General features: G+C 71.0%; 21 protein-coding genes. 16 read left to right on the top strand and 5 right to left on the bottom strand.

Going from position 1 to position 24217, the window contains the following annotated elements; translation table 11 throughout:
- Positions 1-91: 91 nt before the first annotated feature.
- Positions 92-826 carry a GPP34 family phosphoprotein gene (locus tag OHA58_RS04900; protein ID WP_405476783.1) on the top strand — a complete coding sequence of 245 codons (735 nt, stop codon included), beginning with the start codon at positions 92-94 and terminating at the stop codon, positions 824-826.
- An 80-nt stretch (positions 827-906) separates the two neighbouring features.
- A complete protein-coding gene (locus OHA58_RS04895; protein WP_405476781.1) occupies positions 907-1752 on the top strand; it encodes an isocitrate lyase/phosphoenolpyruvate mutase family protein in 846 nt (281 codons plus the stop codon).
- Positions 1753-1779: 27 nt separating this feature from the next.
- Here OHA58_RS04895 and OHA58_RS04890 read toward each other — a convergent pair whose 3' ends face one another.
- Positions 1780-2196, bottom strand: a complete 417-nt coding sequence (locus OHA58_RS04890; RefSeq protein WP_382474894.1) for an SsgA family sporulation/cell division regulator — start codon at positions 2194-2196, stop codon at positions 1780-1782.
- Between the two features lie 273 nt (positions 2197-2469).
- Between OHA58_RS04890 and OHA58_RS04885 the strand changes: the two genes are divergently transcribed.
- Positions 2470-3534 (top strand): WD40/YVTN/BNR-like repeat-containing protein, encoded by a 1065-nt coding sequence (locus tag OHA58_RS04885; RefSeq protein WP_405484781.1) that lies wholly within the window; start codon positions 2470-2472, stop codon positions 3532-3534.
- A gap of 15 nt (positions 3535-3549) precedes the next feature.
- Here OHA58_RS04885 and OHA58_RS04880 read toward each other — a convergent pair whose 3' ends face one another.
- Complete coding sequence (locus OHA58_RS04880) at positions 3550-3849, bottom strand: YciI family protein (RefSeq protein ID WP_405476779.1); 300 nt, start codon at positions 3847-3849, stop codon at positions 3550-3552.
- 54 nt (positions 3850-3903) lie between these two features.
- Here OHA58_RS04880 and OHA58_RS04875 point away from each other — a divergent pair, with 54 nt between their 5' ends.
- Entirely contained in the window at positions 3904-4608 is a 705-nt protein-coding gene (locus tag OHA58_RS04875) for an endonuclease V (protein ID WP_405476777.1), read from the top strand.
- Positions 4609-4789: 181 nt separating this feature from the next.
- Here OHA58_RS04875 and OHA58_RS04870 read toward each other — a convergent pair whose 3' ends face one another.
- Complete coding sequence (locus tag OHA58_RS04870; RefSeq protein ID WP_405484779.1) at positions 4790-5992, bottom strand: saccharopine dehydrogenase family protein; 1203 nt, start codon at positions 5990-5992, stop codon at positions 4790-4792.
- A gap of 211 nt (positions 5993-6203) precedes the next feature.
- Between OHA58_RS04870 and OHA58_RS04865 the strand changes: the two genes are divergently transcribed.
- The 6 genes from OHA58_RS04865 (at position 6204) to OHA58_RS04840 (ending at position 13531) form a co-directional block, all read left to right on the top strand.
- The gene (locus OHA58_RS04865) at positions 6204-6524 is read left to right on the top strand and encodes an MmcQ/YjbR family DNA-binding protein (protein ID WP_405484777.1); all 321 of its coding nucleotides are present in this window, start codon (positions 6204-6206) and stop codon (positions 6522-6524) included.
- 189 nt (positions 6525-6713) lie between these two features.
- Positions 6714-7850, top strand: a complete 1137-nt coding sequence (locus OHA58_RS04860; RefSeq protein ID WP_405476775.1) for a CaiB/BaiF CoA transferase family protein — start codon at positions 6714-6716, stop codon at positions 7848-7850.
- Positions 7850-8875 carry an LLM class F420-dependent oxidoreductase gene (locus tag OHA58_RS04855; RefSeq protein WP_405476773.1) on the top strand — a complete coding sequence of 342 codons (1026 nt, stop codon included), beginning with the start codon at positions 7850-7852 and terminating at the stop codon, positions 8873-8875. Before OHA58_RS04860 ends, OHA58_RS04855 begins: the two co-directional genes overlap by 1 nt.
- Positions 8876-8894: 19 nt before the next feature.
- Positions 8895-10037 carry an acyl-CoA dehydrogenase family protein gene (locus tag OHA58_RS04850; RefSeq protein ID WP_405484775.1) on the top strand — a complete coding sequence of 381 codons (1143 nt, stop codon included), beginning with the start codon at positions 8895-8897 and terminating at the stop codon, positions 10035-10037.
- Positions 10038-10106: 69 nt separating this feature from the next.
- Positions 10107-11321: an acetyl-CoA C-acetyltransferase gene (locus OHA58_RS04845; protein ID WP_405476771.1), complete on the top strand. Its 1215-nt coding sequence runs from the start codon at positions 10107-10109 to the stop codon at positions 11319-11321.
- 38 nt (positions 11322-11359) lie between these two features.
- The gene (locus OHA58_RS04840; RefSeq protein ID WP_405476769.1) at positions 11360-13531 is read left to right on the top strand and encodes a 3-hydroxyacyl-CoA dehydrogenase NAD-binding domain-containing protein; all 2172 of its coding nucleotides are present in this window, start codon (positions 11360-11362) and stop codon (positions 13529-13531) included.
- Between the two features lie 25 nt (positions 13532-13556).
- Here the strand turns inward: OHA58_RS04840 and OHA58_RS04835 are convergent, their stop codons facing one another.
- On the bottom strand, positions 13557-14297 hold the full coding sequence (locus tag OHA58_RS04835; RefSeq protein ID WP_405476767.1) for a MerR family transcriptional regulator: 741 nt from the start codon (positions 14295-14297) through the stop codon (positions 13557-13559).
- A 345-nt stretch (positions 14298-14642) separates the two neighbouring features.
- Between OHA58_RS04835 and OHA58_RS04830 the strand changes: the two genes are divergently transcribed.
- The 3 genes from OHA58_RS04830 to OHA58_RS04820 all read left to right on the top strand — a co-directional run bounded on the left by OHA58_RS04830 (position 14643) and on the right by OHA58_RS04820 (position 17538).
- A complete protein-coding gene (locus OHA58_RS04830) occupies positions 14643-16115 on the top strand; it encodes an amino acid permease (RefSeq protein ID WP_405476765.1) in 1473 nt (490 codons plus the stop codon).
- A 168-nt stretch (positions 16116-16283) separates the two neighbouring features.
- Positions 16284-16607, top strand: a complete 324-nt coding sequence (locus tag OHA58_RS04825) for a hypothetical protein (RefSeq protein ID WP_405476763.1) — start codon at positions 16284-16286, stop codon at positions 16605-16607.
- Between the two features lie 67 nt (positions 16608-16674).
- Entirely contained in the window at positions 16675-17538 is an 864-nt protein-coding gene (locus tag OHA58_RS04820) for an oxygenase MpaB family protein (protein WP_405476761.1), read from the top strand.
- Between the two features lie 15 nt (positions 17539-17553).
- Here the strand turns inward: OHA58_RS04820 and OHA58_RS04815 are convergent, their stop codons facing one another.
- Positions 17554-19044 carry a M1 family metallopeptidase gene (locus OHA58_RS04815; RefSeq protein WP_405476760.1) on the bottom strand — a complete coding sequence of 497 codons (1491 nt, stop codon included), beginning with the start codon at positions 19042-19044 and terminating at the stop codon, positions 17554-17556.
- Positions 19045-19236: 192 nt separating this feature from the next.
- Here OHA58_RS04815 and OHA58_RS04810 point away from each other — a divergent pair, with 192 nt between their 5' ends.
- The 3 genes from OHA58_RS04810 (at position 19237) to OHA58_RS04800 (ending at position 24209) form a co-directional block, all read left to right on the top strand.
- A complete protein-coding gene (locus tag OHA58_RS04810; protein ID WP_405476758.1) occupies positions 19237-21201 on the top strand; it encodes a Xaa-Pro dipeptidyl-peptidase in 1965 nt (654 codons plus the stop codon).
- Positions 21201-22487, top strand: a complete 1287-nt coding sequence (locus tag OHA58_RS04805) for a M14 family metallocarboxypeptidase (RefSeq protein WP_405476756.1) — start codon at positions 21201-21203, stop codon at positions 22485-22487. The genes OHA58_RS04810 and OHA58_RS04805 overlap by 1 nt, the downstream gene beginning before the upstream one ends.
- 108 nt (positions 22488-22595) lie before the next feature.
- A complete protein-coding gene (locus tag OHA58_RS04800; protein ID WP_405484773.1) occupies positions 22596-24209 on the top strand; it encodes a BCCT family transporter in 1614 nt (537 codons plus the stop codon).
- Positions 24210-24217 lie beyond the last annotated feature (8 nt).

Raw genomic sequence — 24217 nt, 5'->3', positions numbered from 1 at the left:
AGAGCAACGTCCTACTCCGATCGACGACAACAGGATCAACGGGAACGCTCAACACCGTACGAAGGCGGATGTGTGCCGTCAACGAATTATCGTGGACCCCCGCGCCCCCGCCCCCGCCCTCCAGGAGGAGGCCCCCGTGCCCCACGGCTCGCTCTCGCTGCCCGCCCGGCTCTTCCTGCTGGGCTTCGACACGGAGAAGGGCAGGGTCTCCGGCGCCCCGGACCTTGCGCTCTCCGTCCGCGCCGCCGCACTCGTCGAACTGGCCCGGCGCCGCATCATCAGCGACGTGGACGGGGTCGTGACCCCGGTCTTCGACGCGCGCACCGGCGACCCCGTCCTCGACGAACTGATGGAACTCGCAGAGGAGTCGAGGCCGCGCTCATGGCGTACCTGGATCGGCTACCGCTCCGGCGCCGGCCTCGACACCGTGCGCCGCCAACTCGCCTCCGAGGGCTATCTGTCGGCCGAGCGCAAGCGGGTCTTCGGGCTCTTCCCCGTGACCCGGTACGGCCTGGAGCGCGCCGGATACGTCGAGGTGCTGCGGGCCGAGGTGCTGGGCGCGCTGGAGGGGGCCGAGCCGGCCGGCCGGGTGGACGAGGACGACGCGGTCCTCGCGGTGCTCGCCGCCACGGGCAAGCTGCGCCGGCTGATCCCCGGCAAGGCCCGGCGCACGCACAAGGACCGCCTCGACGACCTCGCCGCCCGCGCCGGCGGCATGTCCCCCGAACTGCGCCGGAGCCTGGGCGACATCCGCGCCGCGCTCGCCGCGGCCGTCAAGGCGGCGGAGGCGGCGCGGGCCTCGGCGGCCGGGGGCGGCGGGGGCTGAGCAGGGATTGAGCGCGCATCACACGTACGTGTCGGATTCCTGCCAGCCGCGCCCCGGGGCCGGATGGTTGGCTGTCCGGCATGACGAACCGTACGCACCTGAATGACCAGGCCCTGGCCTTCCGCTCGCAGCATGTCGCCGGCCGCCCGCTCGTCCTGCCCAACGCCTGGGACGTCGCGAGTGCCCGCATCGTCGCGGACGCCGGAGCCGCCGCTGTCGCCACCACCAGCGCCGGACTGTCCTGGGACCTCGGCGCGGCGGACGGGGACCGGCTCGGCAGGGACGAGGCGCTCGATGCCGTCGCGCGGATCGCCGCCGCCGTGGACGTGCCGGTGACCGCTGACATCGAGAGCGGCTACGCCGACGCGGCCCAGGACGTCGCCGCCACCGTGCGCGCCGTGCTCGACGCCGGAGCGGTCGGCGTCAACATCGAGGACGCCTGGCACGGCGGGAGTGCGCCGCTGCGGCCCGTGGAGGCGCAGGCGGAGCGGATCGCGGTGGCCCGTGCCGCGGCGGATGCGGAGGGCGTGGCGCTGTTCGTGAACGCCCGCATCGACACGTATCTGATGGGCGTGGGGGAGCCGGAGGAGCGGCTCGCGGCGACGCTGGAGCGGGCCGCGGCCTACCTCGCGGCGGGTGCTGACGGGATCTTCGTGCCGGGGGCCGTCGACCCGGTGACCGTGAAGGCGCTCGTCGCCGGCGTCGAGGGGCCGCTCAACGTGATGGCGTGGCCCGGGGTGCCGTCCGTGGCCGAGTTCGCCGCGCTCGGCGTCGCCCGGATCAGCGTCGGCGCGGGCATCGCGCAGGCCGCGCACGCCCTCGTCCGCAGGGCGGCCCGGGAACTGCTCACCGAGGGAACGTACGGGAGCCTTGCCGGTGGTCTCGCATACGAGGAGCTCAACACCCTGCTCGGCAACGGGAGTTGAGCCAGGGGGATCGGGCTGGTCGGGTGGTCAGTACGCGTCCCGCATCAGTTCCGCGAGATCGCCGTCCAGGTCCACGTGCAGATGCTCGTCGCCCACCGGCACCATCGCCGCCGTGCTGCTGAGGAAGCGGCGCAGCTCGCCCGTCCGGATGTGCACGATCGCCGTGCCCTCGTGGGCGTGGAACTCCAGGACCGTGCGGTCGAAGCCGTACGGCCGTACCCGGACGTCGCCCGCACCGGCCGGCTCCCGCACCCCGGCAGAGAGCAGCTCACGGGCGAACGTCCAGCTCACGTCGACGCCCTCGAGCGTGGCCGGCGCGGGGAACGACATGCGCACGGCGAAGGGGTCCCGCATGTCGTAGCGCAACGTCGCGGGAATGGTCGACATCCGCGGCGCGGCGGCGACGAGACGGGCCTCTACGGCTTGCTCGATGACGGTGGACAACGCCTGCTCCCTTGTGACGGCTGAACGGACGGCGGTTCGGGCAAGAGCTCGGACGGCGAGTCGGACGGCATGTCGGACGGCGGGTGGGACTCCCCGCCACTTGAAGAGACGGCGGAACGAGGGAATCCGTGCACCGGACGGCCCAGGAAAGGTGAGTGACCTCGGTCACCGGTAGGCGTCGTTCCGGTCGGCAGGCCATCTGGACGGGGCCGGGGGAGTGGGCTAGCTTCGCCCGCCATGAGGGGCATGGGGAAGTCGAGACGCATGGTGTCCATGGGGCTGGCCGGGGCGGCACTCGCCCTCGCTTTCGCTCCGGCGGGTCCGGCGCAGGCCGATGACGGGCACATACAGGCGAGGCCGCACCGGACGCCGCACTGGGAGCTGAAGGACACCGGCACGGATGCGCGGTTCCGGGGACTTGCCGCGGTGAGCCGCGACGCGGCTTGGGTGGCCGGGGCCAAGGGCACGGTGCTCCGCACCTCGGACGGCGGCGCCCACTGGCGGAACGTGTCGCCGCCCGGCGCGGACGAGCTGGAGTTCCGTGACATCGAGGCCTTCGACGGCCGGCGCGCGGTCGTCCTCGCGATCGGTGAGGGCGACGCCTCGCGGGTGTTCCGCACGGACGACGGCGGGGCCACCTGGACCGAGTCCTTCCGCAACCCCGACCCGAAGGCGTTCTACGACTGTCTGACGTTCTTCGACGCGCGCCACGGCCTCGCGATGAGCGACCCCGTCGACGGCAAGTACCGGATCCTGTCCACGCGCGACGGAGGACGCTCCTGGGACGTCCTGCCCAGCGACGGCATGCCCGCGGCGCAGGAGGGTGAGGCCGGGTTCGCGGCGAGCGGCCAGTGCCTCGTCAGCTCCGGACCGCGCGACGTGTGGCTGGCCACGGGCGGGGCCGCACGCGCGCGCGTGCTGCACTCGTCGGACCGTGGCCTGACCTGGCGGGCGACCGACGCCCCGATCCCGGCGGGCGACCCGGCGCGCGGCGTCTTCGGCCTCGCGTTCCGCGACCGCACGCACGGCATCGCGGTCGGCGGCGACTACCGCGCGGATCAGGCGTCGCCCCGGGCCTCGGCCACGACGCGCGACGGCGGCCGCACCTGGACGGCGTCCGCCGCGTCCGTCCCCGCCTACCGCTCGGGCGTCACCTGGCTCCCGCACAGCCGCACGAGCGCCCTCGCGGTCGGCCCGACGGGGACCGACCTCACGCTCGACGCGGGCCGCACCTGGCGCACCGTCGACACGGGCTCGTACGACACGGCGGACTGCACCCACGACGGCGCCTGCTGGGCCTCGGGCGAGAAGGGACGCGTCGCCAGGCTCGAACGGTGACCGGGCCCGAGCCGACTAGCGGGCCAACTGCTGTCGGAATCCGGCCAGTTCGGGCGCCGTCTTCGTCGCGATGAACTCCGTGACGCGGTACGCGCACACGTCGCCGGTGATGAAGGGGTCGGCCGCCGTGATCTTCTCGATCTGCGCGCGGTCGTCCCCGACGGCGAGGATGATCCCGCCGTCGCGCGGGTTCTTGCGGCCGGAAGCGATGAAGACACCGGCTTCGTACTGCTCGTCGAGCCAGGCGAGGTGCGCTGCGTGAAGCGCGTCGACGCGCTCGACCGGGGCCGTGTAGGTCAGCTCAAGTACAAACATGATCGCCAGGCTACCCGTGGCCCGCCGACGCCGCGCCCTATGGTGGTCGCCACCATGAGCCACCAACAGATCCTCGCCGACTGGCCCACCGACGAGCGCTCCGCCCGCGCGGTCCAGGACGAGCTGCGCGCCCGCGTCGTCCTCGACGAGCCGGGGCCCCCGCCCGGCACCGGATTCGTCACCGGTGTCGACGTGGCCTACGACGACGAGCTCGACCTCGTCGCCGCGGCGGCCGTCGTGCTCGACGCGGCGACCCTCGACGTCGTCGAGGAGTCCACCGCTGTCGGCCGGATCTCCTTCCCGTACGTGCCGGGCCTGCTGGCCTTCCGGGAGATCCCGACCGTCGTCGCCGCCCTGGAGGGGCTCAACTCCCGACCCGGGCTTGTCGTCTGCGACGGGTACGGGCTGGCCCACCCGCGCCGCTTCGGCCTCGCCAGCCACCTCGGCGTCCTGACGGGGCTGCCCACGATCGGCGTCGCGAAGAACCCGTTCACCTTCACGCACGAGGAGCCGGCGGCGCCGCGCGGCAGCACGGCGCCCCTGCTGGACGGCTACGAGGAGGTCGGCCGGGCCCTGCGCACCCGCGACGGCGTCAAACCCGTCTACGTCTCCGTCGGCCACCGCACGAGCCTCGACACCGCGTGCGCCCACACCCTGAGCCTCACGCCGCACTACCGCCAGCCCGAAACGACCCGCAGAGCGGACGCGCTGTGCAGGCGAGCGCTGGCGGAGGCCCAGGAGAACGCCCCGCGCGCCTAGCCACCAGCCGCGTCCTCGGCGAAGCAGGCCCAGGGGGCGGCGCCGCGCGCGTGGCCACCGGCTACCGCGTCGCGGCCACGCGCACCGGGCACTCGCGAAGGCCCCGGAGAGCGCCCCGCGCGTGGTCACCAGCTGGGCCGGCCTCCCCGTGTCGCCTGGTCACCGTCGCGCGCGTAGTCCCCTACCGCGTAGCCGCCACCCGGAACCTGATCCCCGCATCCTGCAGTCGGGTCGTCAGGGCGTCGCCCATCGCGACGGCCGTGGTGACCTGGCCCGCGGTCTCGGGCAGGTCGTCGAGGGCCAGGCACATCGCGGACTCGCCGAGCATCTTCGCCGTCTCGTCGTAGCCGGGGTCCCCGCCCGAGACCTCCGTGTACACGCGGCGGCCGCCGCCCTCGCCGACGAAGCGCACCGAGAACCAGCTCGCCGCGCGCCGCGCCTCGTCCGGCCCGTCACCCGGCTTGAGCCGTCCCGACAACCACCTGCGCGCGGGCGGCAGTTGGGCGGCGGCGAACAGCGCGCCCGTAGCCGCGACGCCGCCGAACGCGACGGGCAGGTGCCGCACCGCCGCGTAGTGCCGGTAGCGGAAGTCGGGACCGTAGCGCTCCAGAGCCCGCGCGGAGCGCTGCACGACCTGCGGGTCGATCGTCGGCAGCGGCAGCGCCCACGCGTCGACCTCCTTGGCGTAGCGCGGCGCGCCCGTCGGCGCGTACGCCCTGCGGCCGACGAGGCGCGGCTGGTGCCGCCGGCGGTCCTGCTGCGCGGCCAGCATCTGCCGGCCCCGCGAGAACTGCGTCAGCGCCGACGCGAACGTGCCGCCCGAGAACGTCGCGTTCGACCGCACGAACCCGTCGACGCGCAGCGGCACGCCCTCGGGGAGCTGCCCCACCGTGAAGTGCACGCCCAGGTCGTGCGGGATCGAGTCGAAGCCGCACGCGTGGACGAGGCGCGCCCCGGTCTCCCGCGCGCGGGCGTCGTGCCGCACGTACGTGACGTCGACGAACTCGGGCTCGCCGCACAGGTCCGTGTAGTCGGTGCCCTCCTCGGCGCACGCGGCCACGAGGTCCTGGCCGTAGGTGACGTATGGGCCGACGGTCGTGGCCACCACGCGCGTGCGTGCCGCGAGGGCGCGCAGCGACGCCGGGTCGGCGACGTCGGCGCGGACCAGCGGCAGCACGGCGCACGCGGGGTCGATCGCGGTGAGGCGCTCGCGCAGCCGCTCCAGCTTCCCCGTGTCGCGCCCCGCGACGGCCCACCGCAGCCCCTCGGGCGCGTGCGCCGCCAGATACTCGGCGGTGAGCGCGCCGGCGAACCCGGTCGCCCCGAAGAGCACGATGTCGTACTCGCGGTCTGTCCTGTCGGCTCTGCCGGGCCTGTCCCGCATGTCCCGATCCTTGCCGTGCCCGCTGTCCTGCCTGGTCATGACACCCCTCAGCCCTGCGCCCCGCGCCGTTGTCGGTGGCCGAGGCTAGCGTGAGGGGTGAGCGGAGGTTCAGGGGCCCCGCCTGGAGCGGGAGGTCGTCGTGGCCGAGCCGAAGAAGCCGTCGCAGCGGGCGCTCAAGACGTGGGCGCGCGTACGGGAGTTCGCACTCGGGATGCCGGGTGCCACGGAGGACTTCCCCTGGGGCGAGACGGTCGCGAAGGTGAACAAGAAGGTGTTCGTGTTCCTCGGTGTCGACGACGGCAGCTATCCGATGGGGCTCACGGTCAAGCTCAGGGACGAGGAGGCCCACGCGCACGCGCTCACGACCCCGGGCGCCGAGCCCGCCGGATACGGCCTCGGCAAGGCGGGCTGGGTGCAGATCCCCCTGGACGTGAAGGGCGCCCCGGGCACGGAGCTGCTCTGCGACTGGGTCGAGGAGAGCTATCGGACGGTGGCCACGAAGAAACTCGTCGCCGAGCTGGACGCGCGGTGAGCGCCGCCCCCGGGAGGTAATGGCATGCCGTCTCAGGCCTGTGTCCCCGAATCCATACGCGCCTCCTGGCAACACCGCAGCAGCGCGTCGTAAATTACTAAGCGCTTGCTCTCCAGGGGTTGTGCTGAGTGGAACACGTTCTTAGCATCGCTGGTGTTACATCAGTTGTGTCACAGTGCTGGGGGCTCGATGGCAGTGGCAGGGATGGCGAACAGCGGCCCGCTCGCCGGGGTGCGCGTGGTCGAACTGGCGGGCATCGGCCCGGGCCCGTTCGCCGCGATGCTCCTCGCCGACCTGGGCGCCGATGTCGTGCGCGTGGACCGCCCCGGCGGCGCCGGGCTCGCGATCAACCCCGAGTACGACATCACCAACCGCAACAAACGCTCCGTGATCATCGACCTCAAGGCAGACGACGGCCCCGCGCGCGTCCTCGACCTCGTCGACAGGGCGGACGTCCTCATCGAGGGCTACCGTCCCGGGGTCGCCGAGCGCCTGGGCGTCGGCCCCGACGCCTGCCACGCCCGCAACCCGCGCCTCGTCTACGGACGCATGACCGGCTGGGGCCAGGAAGGCCCCCTCGCGCAGCGCGCCGGGCACGACATCGCGTACATCGCCCTCACCGGCACCCTCGGCATGATCGGCAAGCCGGACGAGCCGCCGACCGTCCCCGCGAACCTCGTCGGCGACTTCGCGGGCGGCTCGCTCTACCTCGTCGTCGGCATCCTCGCCGCCCTCCACCACGCGCGTGACACCGGCGCGGGCCAGGTCGTGGACGCGGCGATCGTCGACGGCGCCTCGCACCTCGCCGCGATGATCCACGGCATGCTCGCGGCCGGCGGCTGGCAGGACCGGCGCGGCAGCAACCTCCTCGACGGCGGCTGTCCGTTCTACGGGACGTACGAGACCTCCGACGGCCAGTACATGGCGGTCGGCGCCCTTGAGCAGCAGTTCTACGACGAGTTCATCGCGCTCCTCGGCATCGGGGGCACGGCGCCCGCCCGCAAGGACCTCGCCCGCTGGGGCGAGCTGCGCGACGCCGTCGCCGCCGGCTTCAAGACCCGTACCCGCGAGGAGTGGACGGCCGTGTTCGAGGGGTCCGACGCGTGCGTGGCGCCGGTCCTGTCCCTGCGCGAGGCGCCCGGCCACCCCCACCTGGCCGCGCGCGGCACCTTCACCGACCACGGCGGCATCACCCAGCCCGCCCCCGCACCCCGCTTCTCCGCGACCCCCACCGCCGTCCGCAGCGGCCCCGCCCAGCCGGGCGCCGACACCGCCGGCGTGGCCCGCGACTGGGACGTACCGAGCCTGACGAAGGAAGAGAACTGATGGAGCTGTCCGCACCCCTCGCCTACGCAGCCGACCCCCGGCAGGCGGCCGATGACGCCGCCACGCTCGAGTCGGCAGGCCTCGACGCCGTCTGGGTCGCGGAGGCCTACGGCTTCGACTCGCCGACGATCATGGGCTATCTCGCCGCCCGCACCGAGCGCATGAAGATCGGCGCCGCGATCCTCAACGTCTACTCGCGCACCCCCGCCCTCATCGCCCAGACCGCCGCCGGACTCGACGCCGTCTCCGGCGGCCGCGCCATCATCGGCCTGGGCGCATCAGGCCCGCAGGTCGTCGAGGGCTGGCACGGGAAGGCGTACGACAAGCCCCTCGGCCGTACCCGCGAGACCATCGAGCTGACCCGGCGCATCCTGCGCCGCGAGGTCATCGACCACCACGGCATCACGGACATGCCGCTGCCCCCGGAGAAGGGCGGCAGGCTCGGCAAGCCCCTGAAGATCCTCTCCAGGCCCGTGCGCCCCGAAGTCCCGCTGTACGTCGCGTCGTTGGGACCGGCCAACGTCCGGATGACGGCCGAGATCGCCGACGGCTGGCTGCCCACCCTCTTCATCCCGGAGAAGGCCCACCAGGTGTGGGGCACCCCGCTCGCCGAGGGCGCAGCCAAGCGCGCCCCCGAGCTCGGACCGCTCCAGGTCGTCGCGGGCGGCCTGCTCGCCATCGGCGAGGACGCGGCGGCCGCCCGCGATCTCGCCCGCCCCAACATCGCCCTGTACGTGGGCGGCATGGGCGCGGTCGGCAAGAACTTCTACAACGACCTCGCCGTGGCCTACGGCTACGAGAAGGAGGCCAAGCTCATCCAGGAGCTCTACCTCTCAGGGAAGAAGAAGGAGGCGGAGGCCGCCGTTCCGGACGAGTTCTGCGAGCTCATGAGCCTGTGCGGGCCCGAGAGCTACGTACGCGAGCGTGTCGAGGCCTTCCGCGCCGCGGGGGTCACCATGCTGAACGTCATCCCGGTCGGCCCCGAGCCCGCCCGGCTGGTCGAGACCGTCAAGAACTGGCTGTAGGGAGGGCACCACGATGGCAATGGAACGGCAGATCTTCACCGAGGAGCACGACGCGTTCCGCGAGACCGTGCGCACCTTCCTCGCCAAGGAGGTCACCCCGCACTACGAGCAGTGGGAGAAGGACGGCATCGTCTCGCGCGAGGCCTGGCTCGCGGCCGGACGCCAGGGGCTGCTCGGGCTCGCCGTGCCCGAGGAGTACGGGGGCGGCGGCAACGCCGACTTCCGCTACAGCGCCGTCATCGCCGAGGAGTTCACGCGCGCGGGCGCCGCCGGCCTCGCGATCGGTCTCCACAACGACATCATCGGGCCGTATCTGACGTCTCTCGCCACGGACAAGCAGAAGCGCCGTTGGCTGCCGGGGTTCTGCGACGGCTCGCTGATCACCGCCATCGCGATGACTGAGCCGGGCGCCGGATCGGACCTCCAGGGCATCCGCACCTCGGCCGAGGACCGCGGCGACCACTGGGTGCTCAACGGCTCCAAGACGTTCATCTCGAACGGGATCCTCGCCGACCTCGTGATCGTCGTCGCGAAGACGACGCCCGACGGCGGCGCCCACGGCCTGTCCCTCCTGGTCGTCGAGCGCGGCATGGAGGGCTTCGAGCGCGGCCGCAACCTCGACAAGATCGGCCAGAAGTCCCAGGACACGGCCGAGCTCTTCTTCAACGACGTACGCGTCCCGAAGGAGAATCTCCTCGGCGAGCTCGACGGCGCCTTCGTCCACCTGATGACGAACCTCGCGCAGGAGCGCATGGGCATCGCCGTCGCCGGGATCGCCGCCGCGGAGCACCTCCTGGAGATCACCACGACCTACGTCAAGGAGCGCGAGGCCTTCGGCCGGCCGCTCGCCAAGCTCCAGCACATCCGGTTCGAGATAGCCGAGATGGCCACCGAGTGCGCCGTCACCCGGACCTTCCTGGACCGCTGCATCGTCGACCACTCGAACGGCGAACTCGACGCGGTGCACGCCTCGATGGCCAAGTGGTGGGCCACCGAGCTCCAGAAGCGCGTGGCGGACCGCTGCCTCCAGCTCCACGGCGGCTACGGCTACATGACGGAGTACCGCGTCGCCAAGGCCTTCACCGACGGACGCATCCAGACGATCTACGGCGGTACGACCGAGATCATGAAGGAGATCATCGGGCGCTCCCTGCTCGGCTGACTCCCCACCGACCTCCCGGCCCGGCCCACACCCTCATCGCCCGGCCCACCCTCATTGAAAGGCAAGCGAGTGAGCACCGAAGCGTACGTGTACGACGCGATCCGCACCCCGCGCGGACGCGGCAAGGCGAACGGCGCCCTGCACGGCACCAAGCCGATCGACCTCGTCGTCGGACTGATCCACGAGGTCCGGCGGCGCTTCCCGGACCTCGACCCCGCCGCCATCGACGACATCGTGCTCGGCGTCGTCGGCCCGGTCGGCGACCAGGGCTCCGACATCGCGCGGATCGCGGCCATCGCCGCCGGACTGCCCGACACCGTGGCCGGCGTCCAGGAGAACCGCTTCTGTGCCTCGGGCCTCGAAGCGGTCAACCTGGCGGCCATGAAGGTCCGTTCGGGCTGGGAGGACCTCGTCCTCGCCGGCGGCGTCGAGTCGATGTCGCGCGTCCCGATGGCCTCGGACGGCGGCGCCTGGTTCGCCGACCCGATGACCAACTACGAGACGGGCTTCGTGCCGCAGGGCATCGGCGCGGACCTGATCGCCACCATCGAGGGCTTCTCGCGGCGCGACGTCGACGAGTACGCGGCGCTCTCGCAGGAGCGCGCGGCCGCCGCCGTGAAGGACGGCCGTTTCGCCCGCTCCGTCGTGCCCGTCACGGACCGCAGCGGCCTGACCGTCCTCGACCACGACGAGTTCCTGCGCCCCGGCACCACCGCCGACTCGCTCGCCAAGCTGAAGCCGTCGTTCGCGGACATCGGTGACCTCGGCGGCTTCGACGCCGTCGCGCTGCAGAAGTACCACTGGGTCGAGAAGATCGACCACGTCCACCACGCGGGCAACTCCTCCGGCATCGTCGACGGCGCGTCCCTCGTCGCCATCGGCACCAAGGAGGTCGGCGAGCGCCACGGCCTGACCCCGCGCGCGCGGATCGTCTCCGCGGCGGTCTCCGGCTCCGAGCCCACCATCATGCTCACCGGTCCCGCGCCCGCCACCCGCAAGGCCCTCGCCAAGGCGGGTCTGACCATCGACGACATCGACCTCGTCGAGATCAACGAGGCCTTCGCAGCCGTCGTCCTGCGCTTCGTCAAGGACATGGGCCTCTCCCTCGACAAGGTCAACGTCAACGGCGGCGCCATCGCGCTCGGCCACCCGCTCGGCGCCACCGGCGCGATGATCCTCGGCACCCTCATCGACGAACTGGAGCGCCAGGACAAGCGCTACGGCCTCGCCACGCTGTGCGTCGGCGGCGGCATGGGCATCGCCACCATCGTCGAGCGTCTCTGACCGTCCTTTCCCGCACCGGTATTTACGGAGTAGCAGCAATGACCGAAAGCACTACGATCCGCTGGGAACAGGACGAGACCGGCATCGTCACCCTCGTCCTGGACGACCCCAACCAGTCCGCGAACACCATGAACCAGGCGTTCAAGGACTCCATCGCGGCGATCGCCGACCGCGCCGAGGCCGAGAAGGACTCGATCCGAGGCATCATCTACACCTCCGCGAAGAAGACCTTCTTCGCCGGCGGTGACCTCAAAGACATGATGAAGGCCGGCCCCGAGAACGCCCAGCAGGCGTTCGAGACCGGCACCGGCATCAAGAACTCCCTGCGCCGCATCGAGACGCTCGGCAAGCCCGTCGTCGCGGCGATCAACGGCGCAGCCCTGGGCGGTGGTTACGAGATCGCGCTCGCCTCCCACCACCGCATCGCCCTCGACGCGCCCGGCTCCAAGATCGGCCTCCCCGAGGTCACCCTCGGCCTGCTCCCCGCGGGCGGTGGCGTGACCCGTACCGTACGCCTCATGGGCATCACCGACGCCCTGCTGAAGGTGCTGCTCCAGGGCACCCAGTACACCCCGAAGCGCGCCCTGGAGAACGGCCTCGTCCACGAAGTGGCGGCCACCCCCGAGGAGATGCTCACCCAGGCGCGCGCCTTCATCGACGCCAACCCCGAGTCGCAGCAGCCCTGGGACAAGCCCGGCTACCGCATCCCGGGCGGCACCCCGGCCAACCCGAAGTTCGCGGCGAACCTGCCCGCCTTCCCGGCCAACCTCAAGAAGCAGCTGAACGGCGCCCCCTACCCGGCCCCGCGCAACATCCTCGCCACGGCCGTCGAGGGCTCCCAGGTCGACTTCGAGACGGCCCTGACCATCGAGGCGCGCTACTTCACCGAGCTCGTCACCGGCCAGACCGCGAAGAACATGATCCAGGCGTTCTTCTTCGACCTCCAGGCCGTCAACTCCGGCGCGAACCGGCCCAAGGGCATCGAGAAGCGCACCGTCCGCAAGGTCGCCGTCCTCGGCGCCGGCATGATGGGCGCGGGCATCGCCTACTCGTGCGCCCGCGCGGGCATCGAGGTCGTCCTCAAGGACGTGACCGCCGACGCCGCCGCCCGGGGCAAGGGCTACTCCGAGAAGCTCTGCGCCAAGGCCGTCTCCCGCGGCCGCACCACGCAGGAGAAGGCGGACGTGCTCCTCGCCCGCATCACGCCCACCGCCGAACCGCAGGACCTCGCGGGCTGCGACGCCGTGATCGAGGCCGTCTTCGAGGACCCGGCGCTCAAGCACAAGGTGTTCAAGGAGATCCAGCACGTCATCGAGCCCGACGCGCTGCTGTGCTCCAACACCTCGACCCTGCCGATCACCCTGCTCGCCGAGGGCGTCGAGCGGCCCGACGACTTCATCGGGCTGCACTTCTTCTCGCCCGTCGACAAGATGCCGCTCGTCGAGATCATCAAGGGTGAGCGCAGCGGCGACGAGGCGCTCGCCCGCGCCTTCGACCTGGTCCGCCAGATCAACAAGACGCCGATCGTCGTGAACGACTCGCGCGGGTTCTTCACCTCGCGCGTGATCGGGCACTTCATCAACGAGGGCGTCGCGATGGTCGCCGAGGGCATCGAGCCCGCCTCCGTCGAGCAGGCCGCGGCCCAGGCCGGCTACCCGGCCAAGGTCCTGTCCCTGATGGACGAGCTGACGCTGACCCTGCCCCGCAAGATCCGCAACGAGACCAAGCGGGCCGTCGAGGAGGCGGGCGGCACCTGGGCCGGCCACCCCTCGGACGTCGTCATCGACCGCATGGTCGAGGAGTTCGACCGTCCCGGACGCAGCGGCGGCGCGGGCTTCTACGAGTACGTGGACGGCAAGCGCGCCGGCCTGTGGCCGGGCCTGCGCGAGCACTTCACCAAGCCCGGGTACGAGATCCCGTTCAAGGACATGCAGGAGCGCATGCTCTTCTCCGAGGCGCTCGACACGGTGCGCCTCCTGGAGGAGGGCGTCCTGACCTCGGTCGCTGACGCCAACATCGGCTCCATCTTCGGCATCGGCTTCCCGGGCTGGACCGGCGGCGTCCTGCAGTACATCAACGGCTACGAGGGTGGCCTGCCCGGCTTCGTGGCCCGCTCGCGCGAGCTCGCCGAGCGCTACGGCGAGCGGTTCCAGCCGACCGCGCTGCTCGTCGAGAAGGCCGAGAAGGGCGAGACCTTCACCGACGCCTGACCGTCACGGGGTTCCGCGCCGGGGCTCAGCCCTCGGCGCGGAACGCCTCCCGCAGCTGCTCCTTGAGCGACCGCTGGAACGCGGTCACCAGGGCCTGCACCACCATCGGCTGCATATGGGCCGACAGCGACTTCATCGCCGCCACGTGCGCGGGATCCTCGGGGTTCGACTCCCGCTCCCGGTAGGGCCCCCACACCTCGTCGCGGAACAGCCGCGTCAGCTCCTGGGCGGCGTCCCGCGTGTGCTCCATGAGGACGGTGCGCGCCGCGAGGATCGTCTCGTGGGCGATCGGCACCCCGAGCAGCTCCACCCCGAGCCGCAGCAGACCGGGGTCCACGCGGAAGCTGTCGCTGTCCTCCAGGTACGCGACGACGCCCATCGCGGCGAGCCGGTCCAGATCCTCCCCGGACAGAGCGCGCCCGGCCCGACGCTCCAGCTCGGCCCGCGTGACGTCCTCCGCCGAGTCCGGGGCCCAGGTCGCAACCAGCGCGCGGTGGATCGCCAGATCGTCCGCGCTCAGGTCCGCGGGCAGCTGCTCCAGATACCGCTCGATCGCGGAGAGCGTCATGCCCTGGTGCTGGAGCTCCTCGATGAGCGCGAGCCGGGAGAGGTGGTCCCGGCCGTAGTGGCCGACCCGGCGCGGCCCGATCACGGGCGGCGGGAGCAGGCCCTTCGTGCTGTAGAAGCGGATCGTTCGGACGGTGACGCCCGCGCGCGCGGCCAGTTCGTCGACCGTGAGCGTCGGCTCCTCGGTGTCCGTCGTCATGCTGCGCCTCGCTTCTCGGGTCCCGCGTCCTGCCGTGCTCCGGTTCCACGCCCGGCAGGTTCAACAGTATTGCTGACACACCAATGTTGTGAAAGCGCGGCGCGGCGGAAAAGGCGGGCGCCCAGGGGCCGTTCGGGAATGAGCGAGTGCTTATACGCCTCGCCGAACCCGCTGTACAGAGGCTGATCATCATGTGAGAAGTGCCGCTATGTGATCTCCGCCACCGCGTGCTGCTCGCCTCATGGGGGAAGGTGCACAGTCGGTCCGCGCCATGTCAGGAATGTCGCGGGCCGCAGCACATCCGGACCCCGGAGCAATCCGGGCACCACAGAGGGATCCCCCCACGTGAGCAAGGAAGCCGCCAACACGGCTCTGGACGCATCCCGCACAGATGCGTCCCAGGCGCCCGCCGACGCGGGTGACGCCGGCTACAGCAAGGACCTCAAGGCCCGCCACGTCAACATGATCGCGATCGGTGGCGCGATCGGTACCGGACTGTTCCTCGGAGCGGGCGGCCGCCTCCACTCGGCGGGCCCCGCACTCGCCGTCGCGTACCTCGTCTGCGGAGTCTTCGCGTACCTGGTCGTGCGCGCCCTCGGTGAGATGGTCGTGTACCGGCCGTCCTCCGGTTCTTTCGTGTCGTACGCGCGCGAGTTCCTCGGCGAGAAGGGCGCCTACGTCGCCGGCTGGATGTACTTCCTGAACTGGTCGATGACAGGCATCGCGGACATCACCGCGATCGCCCTTTACACCCAGTACTGGAGTGCCTTCACGACCATTCCGCAGTGGGTGCTCGCACTGATCGCCCTCGCGGTCGTGCTCAGCGTGAACCTCATCTCCGTGAAGTACTTCGGCGAGATGGAGTTCTGGTTCGCGATCATCAAGGTGGCCACGCTCGTCGCCTTCCTGTTCGTGGGCATCTTCCTGGTCGCCACCCAGCACCCGATCGACGGCCAGACCCCGGGCCTGAGCATGATCACGGACCACGGCGGATTCATGCCGGGCGGCACCATGTCGGTGGTCCTCGTCATGCAGGGTGTCGTCTTCGCGTACGCCGCCCTGGAGCTGGTGGGTGTCGCGGCGGGCGAGACCGCCGAGCCGCAGAAGGTCGTCCCGCGCGCGGTGAACTCGATCATGTGGCGCGTCGGCCTGTTCTACTGCGGCTCGGTGGTGCTGCTCGCGCTGCTGCTGCCGTCGTCGGTGTACTCGTCGAACGAGAGCCCGTTCGTCACGCTGTTCAGCAAGCTGGGCGTGGGCGGCATCGGCGACATCATGAACCTGGTCGTGCTCACCGCGGCCATGTCCAGCCTCAACTCCGGCCTCTACTCCACGGGCCGCATCCTGCGCTCCATGGCGATGTCGGGCTCGGCCCCGAAGTTCACCGCCCGCATGAACCGCAGCCAGGTGCCGTACGGCGGCATCCTGCTCACCGCCGGTGTCGGCGTCCTGGGAGTGGGCCTCAACTACCTCCTCCCGCACGACGCCTTCGAGATCGTCATCGAGGTCTCATCGATCGGCATCATCGGCACCTGGGTCATGATCATGGTCGCCCACCTGGCGTTCGTCCGGCGGGCCAAGCAGGGCCTGATCAAGCGGCCGTCGTTCCGCCTGCCCTGGTCCCCGGTCACCGAGATCGTCACGATCGTCTTCCTGCTGCTCGTGCTCGGCCTCATGTGGAACGACCCGGACACGGGCCGCAAGACCCTGATGCTGATCCCGGTCATCGCGGTCCTGCTCGTCGCCGGCTGGTTCGCCGCCCGCCGCCGCATCCAGCGCGAGGCAACCCAGGAACTGACCAAGCTGACCGACGGCGAATAACGCCGCCCCCCACTGTCAGCGGCAGCTCCTACGGTGGCGTCATGTCGGAGATCACGTATGTCTTCGGGGTGACGCCACCTTGCTGTTGGGCATCGCGGTGACGGTGTACGACCACGGGGGCTGAGCCGCACGTGTTGCGAGTCGGGGGTGGTCGGGTAGGTCCCAGGCATGGCCCTGGTACCCCTGCCCCTGGAATTCCACCTCAAGGTGGGTCAAGTCGGCGCATCGGTCGCCCTGTTCGCGGCGGGGGTCCTCGGCCGGGCGCGGCGGTGGACCGGCGCGCAGGGCACGGCCGCCCCTGGGCGCGAGCAACCGCCTCAGCCTTGCCAGTGCGCCCCCGTCCGGCCCCGCGCGGACGCCACCGGCGTGCCGCGCGGCCCGGTCGCCGCCGCCGAGACGGACCTGCGCACCTGTGTCTCGGAGCTCGCGTCCGACCTGGCGTCCCGGTTGGGCAGTGAGTCGCAGGGCAGCGGCGGCATGGCACATCCCTGACCGGTACCACCGGGCCCCGGGGTCGCATACTGGATCACATATCACCCGGGAACCGCTGGGGAGCCGTATGAAGCAGCACGCGTCCGATCCGGAGCCGCCCCCGCCCGGCGGCATCCTGTGGGACATCGCAGGTGAGGTGCGGTCCTTGCTCGCGCTTCCGGCTGCGCTCACCCTTCAGGTGGCCCACCCGGCCGTCGGCGCCGGCGTCGACGAGCACTCCGTGTTCCGCACGGACCCCTGGGGCCGCGGCGAGCGGTCCCTGCGCTCGGTGATGCTGTGGGTCTACGGCGGTGACGCCGCCGCGGAGGAGGGGCGCCGCCTGCGGCAGCTCCACCGCACCATTCGCGGCACCGACACCCGGGGCCGCAGCTACCACGCGCTGACCCCCGCCTACTACGCCTGGGTCCACGCCACCGGCTTCCCCGTCTACCGTCAGGCCCAGCGCTACCTCGGCCGCCGCCCCTTCACCGAGGCACAGGAGCGCCGGCTCTACGCGGAGTGGCTCCAGGTCGGCCGGATCCTCGGCCTGCACGACCGCGACATGCCGCAGACCGTCGAGGAGTTCTGGCCCTACTACCGCAAGGTCCTGGCCGACGAGATCGAGCTGACGGCAGTCGTCCGCGAACTCGTCGCGGTCGACGTGCCTGTCCCGCCGCCCGACCGCGGGCCGCTGCCGGTCAGGCGCGCGCTGCGCGCGCTGTGGCCGGTGCTGCTGCCCCCGCTGGCCCGCTTCCGCCGCTTCCTCACGATCGGGCTGATGCCGCCCGACGCGCGGGAGGCCATCGGCCTGCCGTGGACCCCGGTCCAGGAGCGCAGGCTGCGATGGTTCGGCGCGGTCGTACGACGGGTGGTGCCGCTCCTGCCGGAGCGCCTGCGCTACCTGCCGATGGCGAGACGGGCGCGAGCCGCCGAAGCGACCCGCGCCCGCTGAGAGGCATCTGCCGCGTCAGTGGTCGTGCACCGAGTTCGTCGCGGCGATCTGCTTCCACGACTTCGGCTTCGCCGGCGCCACCCCGGCCCGCGCGACCCGGTCCCGCTGCGCCGCGGACGTGCCCGGCTTCGACGGCTGGTAGAGCCACGTGTCGAAGAGACCCGCCAGCGGCTTGCCCGAGACCTTCTCGGCGAACTTCACGAAGTCGGAAACTTTCGCGTTCCCGTACGCGTGCTCCTGCGGCCAGCCCTTGAGGATCGCGGCGAACTTCTTCTCGCCGACCTCGTTGCGCAGCGCCTGGATGGCCAGCGCCCCGCGGTCGTACACGGCGATGTCGAACTGGTTCTCCGCGCCCGGGTCACCGGGCTTGACCTGCCAGAACGCGTCGTCGGACGGGTGCTGCGCGTACACGTAGTCCGCGAGCTCCTGCGCCGTGCCCTCGCCCTCCTTCTCCGACCACAGCCACTGGCTGTAGCGGGCGAAGCCCTCGTTGATCCAGATGTCCTTCCAGCCGTCGACGGAGACGCTGTCGCCGTACCACTGGTGCGCCAGCTCGTGCACGATCACCGACACGTTCGACCCGTTCGCGAACTGCGCGGGGGAGTAGAAGGGCCGCGTCTGTGTCTCGAGCGCGAAGTGCGACGGCACGTTCGGGACGTACCCGCCGAGCGCGTTGAACGGGTACTTCCCGAACTTCGTCTCCAGCCACTCGGCGACCTCGGTCGTCCGCTCGACGCTGGCGCGTGCGGCGCCGTAGTTGTCGCCCAGGTCCTTGCTGTACGCGTTCACGACGGGCAGGCCGTCCGCGGTCTTGTCGGTCGTGATGTCGAACTTGCCGACCGCGAGCGTGGCCAGATAGGTCGCCTGCGGCTTGTTGGAGCGCCAGTTGAAGCGCGTCCAGCCGAGCTTCGACGACTGCGACTGGAGCACGCCGTTGGAGATCGCCTGCGTCCCGTCCGGCACCGCGACCGACACGTCGTACGTCGCCTTGTCGCGCGGGTGGTCGTTCGACGGGAACCACCAGGCCGCCGACTCCGGCTCGTTGGCGAAGACGGCGCCGTCCGGGGTGCGCTGCGGGGACGTGAAGCCGTACAGCTTCACGTCGGAGGGCTTGCCGGAGTAGCGCACGACGACCGTGAACGAGGACCCCTTGGGCAGGCCCGCAGGCGGAGTGACCTCGAGTTCCTCCACGCCGGACGTGGCGAACTTGGCCTTCTTGCCGTTGACAAGTACCTCGCTCACCTTGAGGCCGAAGTCGAGGTCGAAGCGCGAGAGGTCCTGCGTGGACGTGGCGAGGATCGTCGCCGTGCCCTCCAGGAGGTCCGTCTTCGGCTGGTACTTCAGGCGCAGGTCGTAGTGGGAGACGTCGTAGCCGCCGTTCCCGTAGTCCGGGTAGTAGGGGTCGCCGATGCCCGGAGCCCCAGGCGTGAAGTCCGCCGCCGATGCCGGGATCGCCAGCATGAGAGCGGCCGCCAGTGCGCCCGGGGCGATGAGTCTGCGGTACACGAAAGCTCCAAGTCGTAGGGCCGTGAACGTTGTTGCCGACCCTATTCAGCCCCTCCCGCCCCGGTCATGTCCATGGCCGCACGTGTCACACGATCGCCATTCGGCCGACATGTGCCATTCCGTCCCACGCACCTTTCATCGTGGCGTACTGCCCCCTTTTGCAAGGGAGTTGACCGGGGTACCTTCCGCCCCATGCCGATACCTGAGAGACGCACGCGCCCCCTGTGGAGGACGCTCGCGACAGCGGCCACCGCCGCACTCCTTGCCGTACTCGTCTCTCCCGGGGCCGCCCAGAGCGCCGCGCCCCGCGAGTCGAAGCCCGTCTACTCGTACGACAAGGCCATCCGTGAATCCGTCTGGGTCGACACCCGGCTCGACGGGGACGGCGACGGGAAGACCGACCGGGTCGCCGTCGACATCGTCCGGCCGCGTGAACCCGCACAGCAGGGCCGCAAAGTCCCCGTCATCATGGACGCGAGCCCGTACTACTCCTGCTGCGGCCGCGGCAACGAGAGCCAGAAGAAGACGTACGACGCGCACGGGAACGTCGTCCAGTTCCCGCTCTTCTACGACAACTACTTCGTGCCGCGCGGCTACGCCTTCGTCGCCGTCGACCTCGCCGGAACCAACCGCTCCGACGGCTGTGTCGACGTCGGCGGCCGCTCCGACATCCAGTCCGGCAAGGCCGTCGTCGACTGGCTGAACGGCCGCGGCAAGGGCTACACGACCCGCACGGGCACCGAACGCGCCAAGGCCGGCTGGACCAACGGCAGAACCGGCATGATCGGCAAGAGCTACGACGCCACCATCGCGAACGGCGTCGCCGCCACCGGAGTCGAGGGCCTGAAGACGATCGTCCCGATCGGCGGCATCTCCTCCTGGTACGACTACTACTTCCAGCAGGGCGCGCCCCTGTACGACAGCGGCCCCGAGTGGCTGTCCGACTACGTCGAGAGCCCCGAGGCCCGCGCGCGCTGCGCCGCCGTGCAGAAGCGACTTGTCGATGAAGCGCCCAGGACCGGCGACTGGACCGGCCTGTGGGACGAGCGGAACTACGTGCCCGACGCAGGCAAGGTCAAGGCCAGCGTCTTCGTCGTACACGGCATGCAGGACCTCAACGTCCGCGCCAAGCACTTCGGCCAGTGGTGGGACGCCCTCGCGAAGGCGGGCGTCGACCGCAAGATCTGGCTCGCGCAGACCGGCCACGTCGACCCCTTCGACTCCCGCCGGAGCGCCTGGGTTGACACCCTCCACCGCTGGTTCGACCATGAACTCCTCGGCTACGACAACGGCGTGGACCGCGAGCCGATGGCCGACATCGAGCGCACCCCCGACCACTGGACCACCGACCGCGTCTGGCCGCCCCGCACCACCGACTCCGTGCGTCTGAGCCCCGCCAAGGGCAGCGCGGCCGGTGTCGGCACGCTCGGCCTGAAGCACGGCTCGGGCACCGAGGCGTTCACCGACGACCCGAAGCTGAGCGAGACCGACTGGGCCGCGCAGATCGACAAGTCGACGCCGGAAAAGGCCGGGTTCATCACCGAGCCGCTCGGCAAGGACCTGCGCCTGTCCGGCTCGTCGAAGGTCACCGTCACCGCCACGCCGTCGACCACGACCGCTCACCTCTCGGCCGTCCTCGTCGACCTCGGCCCGGCCACCATCCGCGACTACGCCGACGCCGGTGAGGGCATCACCACGCTCACCGACCGCACCTGCTGGGGCGCGAGCACGGCCGGCGACAGCTCCTGCTTCCTGCGGACCGAGGCCAAGACCGCCGACGTGAACTCCACCGTCTTCAGCCGTGGTTGGGCCGACCTCGGCAACTACGCCTCCGACCGCACGGGCAAGCCGCTCACCCCGGGCAAGCCCTATACGATCACCCTCGACCTGGCCCCGAGCGACCACGTCGTCCCGGCGGGTCACCGCCTCGCGCTGATCGTCGCGGGCACCGACAAGGACCTCATCGACCCGCCGTCCACCACACCGACTCTCGCGCTTGACCTGTCGCGCACCGTCGCGCGCGTGCCGCTCGTCGGCGGCGCCGACGCCTTCGCGGCCGCGACGTCCGGCTCCGCCAAGGCCACCCCCCGCGCCACCGCACCCGACGGCGTCAGCTCGCTGCGTCCGTCCCGTCCGATCCCGGGAGGCACCCACTGATGACCCAGCGCATGCGCACCCTCGCCCTGGCCGCGACCGCCGCGGCCCTGGCCGCACCCCTGGTGACGGTGCCGGCCCAGGCGGCGCCCGCCGTTCCGCGTACCGGATTCGAGCAGAGTGACGGCGCCCGCTGGACCAGCCAGCCGGAGGAGCAGGACTTCCTCGCGGCCGTCGACAAGGCGAGCGACCGCGTCTCGGTGGACAAGGCCGGCACCACCAAGCAGGGCAGGCCCGTCCAGCTCGTCCGCATCGGCGAGCACCGGACCGCGAACACCGTGCTGCTCATCTGCAGCCAGCACGGCAACGAACCGTCGGGCCGCGAGGCGTGTCTCACCACGATCCGCGACCTCGCCTACGCCAAGGACGAGAAGACGAAGGCCTTCCTGTCCCGCACCACCCTGCTCGTCGTCCCCACCGCCAACCCCGACGGCCGCGCCGCGAACACCCGTGGCAACTCCGACGGCGTCGACATCAACCGCGACCACATCGCCCTGGAGACCGCCGAGGCGCGGGCCATGGCCGCCGTCATCCGCGACCGCAAGCCCGACGTGATCTACGACCTCCACGAGTACGGGGCCACACCCAAGTACTACGACAAGGACCTCTTCGACCTCTGGCCGCGCAACCTCAACACCGACACCCAGGTCCACGACGAGGCGGAGACCCTCTCCACGGCGTACGTCCGTCCTGCCGCCAACTCGGGCGGATACTCCACCGGCACGTACGGCATCTGGACCGACCCGGTGACCGGTGAGCCCGTCAAGCAGACCGCGGGGGACGGGCAGGAGCGCATCCTGCGCAACGTCTCCGGCGTGAAGCACGCGGTCGGACTGCTCATCGAGAGCCGTGTCGACCCCCAGACCGACGCGGAGATGGCCGACCCGGCGCTCAACAACCGGCGCCGGGTGAAGAGCCAACTCTCCGCGCTTGGCGGCCTGTTCACGTTCACCGACCAGCATCGCGGCAGGATCGAGGCGGCCACCGGCGCCGCCCGCGTGGCCGGATACCGCGACCGCGGACCCGTCTATGTCGGCGGAGCGGACAACGACCCGGCCGAGCCCGCCGAGATCATCCAGAACCCGCCGTGCGGCTACCGTCTCGACGCGGCGCAGTACGCGGCCGTGAAGGACAAACTGGCGCTGCACGGGATCGCCGTGCACAAGGACCGGGCGGGGGAAGGGGTGTTCGTGCCACTGCGCCAGTCCGAACGGGCGCTCGTGACGCTGCTCCTCGACGCGCGTGCTCCGTACCACCTCATCGAGGGGGAGCCCGACACAACCTGCTGAATCCGGGGCATTCAAGTCATTTGTGGTAGGTCCTGAGGGGTGAATAATCCCGAAATCAAACCTGCCGCGGAGGCGGCGGGGCGACGGAGTCCGGCGACCGACCGGGTGGTGTTCGGCGTGACAGCCGCACTCACCGTGGCGTTCGTCATCTGGGGCTCCGTCGCCACCGACTCCCTTGAGGACGTCTCGACACGCCTCCTCAATGGGCTGATCCACAACGGCGGTTGGGCGTTCATGCTGGCCGCGTCCGGCTTCGTCGTCTTCGCGCTCTGGCTGGCGATCAGCCGGTACGGGAAGATCACGCTCGGCGACGAGGGCGAGGCGCCCGAGTTCAGGACCGTCTCCTGGGTCGCCATGATGTTCAGCGCCGGCATGGGCATCGGCCTGATGTTCTACGGAGTCAGCGAGCCCCTCGCCCACTACACCACGCACCCGCCGGGCACCCAGCCCGTCGACTCCGCCCAGGCCATGGAGACCTCCATGGCCACGACCCTCTTCCACTGGACACTGCACCCCTGGGCGATCTACGCCGTCGTCGGACTGGCCATCGCCTACAGCACGTTCAGGCGCCGCCGCCGGCAGACCATCAGCTCCGTCTTCGTACCGCTGATCGGCGAGCGGCACGCGCACGGGGCCTGGGGCCGCGTCATCGACATCATCGCGATCTTCGCCACGCTCTTCGGCTCCGCCGCGTCCCTCGGCCTCGGTGCCCTGCAGATCGGCAGCGGATTCGAGGTGCTCAACTGGATGGACAAGGCGAGCACAGGGCTCCTCGTCACCATCATCGCGGTCCTCACCGTCGCCTTCGTCGCCTCGGCGGTGTCCGGGGTGGAGAAGGGCATCCAGTGGCTGTCCAACATCAACATGGTCCTCGCGATGATCCTGGTCGTGTTCGTGTTCATCGCCGGGCCGACGATCCTCGTCCTCGACCTGGTGCCCACCTCCCTGGGCGCGTACCTCGGTAACCTGCCGCAGCTCATCGGCAGGACCGAGGCGTCCAGCGGCAAGGGCGTCGCGGCCTGGCTGGGCAGCTGGACGGTCTTCTACTGGGCGTGGTGGATCTCCTGGACGCCGTTCGTCGGCATGTTCATCGCCCGCATCAGCAAGGGCCGCACGATCCGGCAGTTCGTCGGCGGCGTCATCCTCGTCCCCAGCACCGTCAGCCTCATCTGGTTCGCGGTCTTCGGCGGTACGGCGATGAACCTGAAGGAGGGCGGTGCACTCGGCAACGCCTCCACGCCTGAGGCCCAACTCTTCGGCGTGCTCCAGGAGTTCCCCATCGCCACCGCGACGAGCCTGCTCGTGATGATTCTCGTCGGGATCTTCTTCGTGTCCGGCGCCGACGCGGCGTCCATCGTGATGGGCACGCTTTCGCAGAAGGGCGCCCTCGAACCCGGCCGCTTCGTGGTCATCTTCTGGGGCGTCGTCACGGGAGCCGTCGCCGCCGTCATGCTCCTCATCGGCAACGGCTCGGGCAACGCGCTGACAGGCCTGCAGAACCTGACGATCCTCGTCGCCGCGCCCTTCACCCTCGTCATGATCGGGATGTGCGTGGCCCTGATGCGGGACCTGCGCCACGACCCGCTGATCGTCCGCGGCGACATGGGCGTCGAGGCCGTCGAGGCGGCGGTCATCGCCGGACACGAGCAGTACGACGGCGACTTCGAGATCCGGATCGGGCCGGGCCAGGGCACGGAGCGTGCGGGCGACCCGATCGGCTAGCCCCCGGT

It is taken from the genome of Streptomyces sp. NBC_00009, from assembly GCF_045040855.1.
GTDB lineage: Bacteria > Actinomycetota > Actinomycetes > Streptomycetales > Streptomycetaceae > Streptomyces > Streptomyces aureus.
Note: the sequence above shows the minus strand (reverse complement) of the source record. Positions and strands in the feature narration are given on the sequence as shown.

Bases quoted from the DNA above. Each gene is read 5' to 3' on its own strand.
- OHA58_RS04895 (WP_405476781.1), top strand. From the start codon at position 907: ATGACGAACCGTACGCACCTGAATGACCAGGCCCTGGCCTTCCGCTCG.
- OHA58_RS04885 (WP_405484781.1), top strand. From the start codon at position 2,470: ATGGGGCTGGCCGGGGCGGCACTCGCCCTCGCTTTCGCTCCGGCGGGT.
- OHA58_RS04880 (WP_405476779.1), bottom strand. From the start codon at position 3,849: ATGTTTGTACTTGAGCTGACCTACACGGCCCCGGTCGAGCGCGTCGAC.
- OHA58_RS04875 (WP_405476777.1), top strand. From the start codon at position 3,904: ATGAGCCACCAACAGATCCTCGCCGACTGGCCCACCGACGAGCGCTCC.
- OHA58_RS04870 (WP_405484779.1), bottom strand. From the start codon at position 5,992: ATGCGGGACAGGCCCGGCAGAGCCGACAGGACAGACCGCGAGTACGAC.
- OHA58_RS04865 (WP_405484777.1), top strand. From the start codon at position 6,204: ATGCCGGGTGCCACGGAGGACTTCCCCTGGGGCGAGACGGTCGCGAAG.
- OHA58_RS04860 (WP_405476775.1), top strand. From the start codon at position 6,714: ATGGCAGTGGCAGGGATGGCGAACAGCGGCCCGCTCGCCGGGGTGCGC.
- OHA58_RS04855 (WP_405476773.1), top strand. From the start codon at position 7,850: ATGGAGCTGTCCGCACCCCTCGCCTACGCAGCCGACCCCCGGCAGGCG.
- OHA58_RS04850 (WP_405484775.1), top strand. From the start codon at position 8,895: ATGGAACGGCAGATCTTCACCGAGGAGCACGACGCGTTCCGCGAGACC.
- OHA58_RS04840 (WP_405476769.1), top strand. From the start codon at position 11,360: ATGACCGAAAGCACTACGATCCGCTGGGAACAGGACGAGACCGGCATC.
- OHA58_RS04835 (WP_405476767.1), bottom strand. From the start codon at position 14,297: ATGACGACGGACACCGAGGAGCCGACGCTCACGGTCGACGAACTGGCC.
- OHA58_RS04825 (WP_405476763.1), top strand. From the start codon at position 16,284: ATGGCCCTGGTACCCCTGCCCCTGGAATTCCACCTCAAGGTGGGTCAA.
- OHA58_RS04820 (WP_405476761.1), top strand. From the start codon at position 16,675: ATGAAGCAGCACGCGTCCGATCCGGAGCCGCCCCCGCCCGGCGGCATC.
- OHA58_RS04810 (WP_405476758.1), top strand. From the start codon at position 19,237: ATGCCGATACCTGAGAGACGCACGCGCCCCCTGTGGAGGACGCTCGCG.
- OHA58_RS04805 (WP_405476756.1), top strand. From the start codon at position 21,201: ATGACCCAGCGCATGCGCACCCTCGCCCTGGCCGCGACCGCCGCGGCC.